Origin of the sequence: Streptomyces alanosinicus (assembly GCF_014650595.1) — a bacterium.
Lineage (GTDB): Bacteria > Actinomycetota > Actinomycetes > Streptomycetales > Streptomycetaceae > Streptomyces > Streptomyces alanosinicus.
Window position 1 is genome coordinate 1 of sequence record NZ_BMVG01000125.1, and the last position, 2073, is coordinate 2073.

Sequence of the window (2073 nt, forward strand, 5' to 3'; positions counted from 1 at the left end):
CCTGCGATCACTCCAAAGAGTGACCAAACGGCCAGGCCCGACGATAAGGAACAAGCTCAGCTTGTCGTTTATCCAGTGCGGCGGGGTTTCGTGCCGACCTTGTGGTGAGCAGGTCGGCTGTATGCCTCGCCGGTCACGAGGACTCTGCCCACGTCATGACGGGTGGCCAGATGGCGGTTCTTCGAGCCGGGCGGTCGGCCGGGCCCGGGGCGGGACGGTTTCGGTGCACCAGCTGGAGAGCCGGTCTTCGCTCGCAGGTTCCTGAACCCTCGTCGGACGCGGGCGGGTGTCAGTCTGTTCGGCTCGGCCGGCTTCTCCCGGGGACGCCGTAGATCGGCGGCCAGCGGGCGGGCGAGCCGGAGCTGGGTGTATGCGGCGATCACAAGCCAGGTCCACCGGTCTGCCGCCTCCGGGCTGCGGAGCCGGGGCCTGGTCCGTCCGAGTGTCTGCTTGAACAGGCGAAACATGTGCTCGATGTCGAAGCGTCGCAGGAAGGACTGCCAGCAGCGGTCGAGGTCCGTCGTGGTGGCGGCGGTGCCCGACCACCACAGCCGGAGCGGCTTGTTCACTCCGCCGCTGGGCAGTTTCTCCACGGCGAGGCGGATGACGGTGCCCTCGATGATGGGCAGCGGCCCTTCGTGGTCGAGCCAGGCCGCCCGCCGGGTCAGTCTCGGGTGGAGCCGGTCCCATGCCTGGGCGGTCGCCTTCCCGTAGCGGCGGGTGTCGGTGACCGTCACGGCCTGCTCGGCGCCCCAGGTGGCCGGGTCGCCGAAGACGAACTCACCGCCGTGTTTCGGCGGTCGCCCGCCTTGGGGATAGGACAGGGCGTACTCCTTGAGCGAGGGCGTCGGCCGGCGCATCACCCGGTCCGACCGCAGTCGGCCCAGGACCTCGACGGGCAGGTCGCCCAGCAGGTGGGCGATGCGGGGCGCGTCGTATCCGGCGTCCAGCACGACCAGGACGTTGGGATCGCCCTGCTTCCACTGGCCGGCGGCGACGAGCCGTTCGACGACCTCGCGGAGCTGGACCGTGGTCACCGCGGCGACGTCGGCGCCGGGGTCCAGGCGGACCGCGTCCAGTACCGCCGTCCATGAGGTCCGGCCGGTTTCCAGCGCGACCACGACCGAGTAGGGCCAGCCCGGGATCATCTGGTGCTTCGCCCCTCCGCGGCCGAACGTGTGGCAAAAGGCCCGGTCAGGGCAGGTGTTGGCGTCCGGCCGCAGCCACGGCGAGACGTCCGCGGCCAGCACGATCCGGCCGTCCGCCGCCCGCGGCAACGGCACCGAGGCCAGTGCGCGGCGCAGCCGGGCCACGTCGATCCGCCCCTGGTTGAGACCGCCGTAGAGAGCCCCGTGCCCGCGGCGGTGTTCCGGCGCGAGGGCCAGATCGACCAGCGTCCGCACCGGCCCGTCCGTGCACAGCAACGCGTCGCACAACTCGAACAGCGCGTCGCCCCGCGCGGTCAGACACGCGTACAACTCTGTCCGGAAGCGTGACACTTCCGCGAACGCATCCCGCAGGACATCCTGATGCACCGGACTCACGACACGGCCTTCGCGCTGATCCACTCTGTGACGGAGCACAGGATCAGACGAAGGCCGCCTTCACGTCCGCTGAACTGCGAAAACGCCGATCAAGTTCGAGCCGCGTTCGACGCCGGACCATAAACGTCAAGCTCAGCTTGACTTTGTCGGGGATCTTGGAGTCGCCGGGGTCGGCTGCCCAGGGTTCGCCGGGACTTCAGCCGGGGGATCTCACGCTGGTCGAGGTAGTCCTTGAAGGCAGTCGGCCGGCGGGGTGTCGGGGGTTCCTCGGTCGGTGACAGTCCGCTGAGGTGCTCGATGTTCACGGCGATGGCCGTCAGGACGTGCTGGATGTGGGCCCTTCCCTGTCCTCGGTAGCGGCAGCGGCGCATGCCGTGTCCGTGGGCGAACTCGTTGACCGTGCTCTCCACTCCTGAGCGGACCGCGTAGCGGGCCTTCCACTCGGGCGTCTGTTGTTCCGTGCGGACGTGAAGTTGCAGGTCGTGGAGCTCTCGCGGGGGAAAACCCACGGTGCGGACATTGTCGGCGG

Annotated in this window: 2 protein-coding genes; both read right to left on the reverse strand. The window is 69.4% G+C overall.

Annotated elements, in window-relative coordinates:
* Window positions 1-68: 68 nt before the first annotated feature.
* Window positions 69-1544 (reverse strand): NF041680 family putative transposase, encoded by a 1476-nt coding sequence (locus IE277_RS46545; RefSeq protein ID WP_373311026.1) that lies wholly within the window; start codon window positions 1542-1544, stop codon window positions 69-71.
* An 89-nt stretch (window positions 1545-1633) separates the two neighbouring features.
* The coding region (locus IE277_RS46550; RefSeq protein ID WP_229882603.1) for a transposase at window positions 1634-2073 on the reverse strand (440 nt) is incomplete at its 5' end.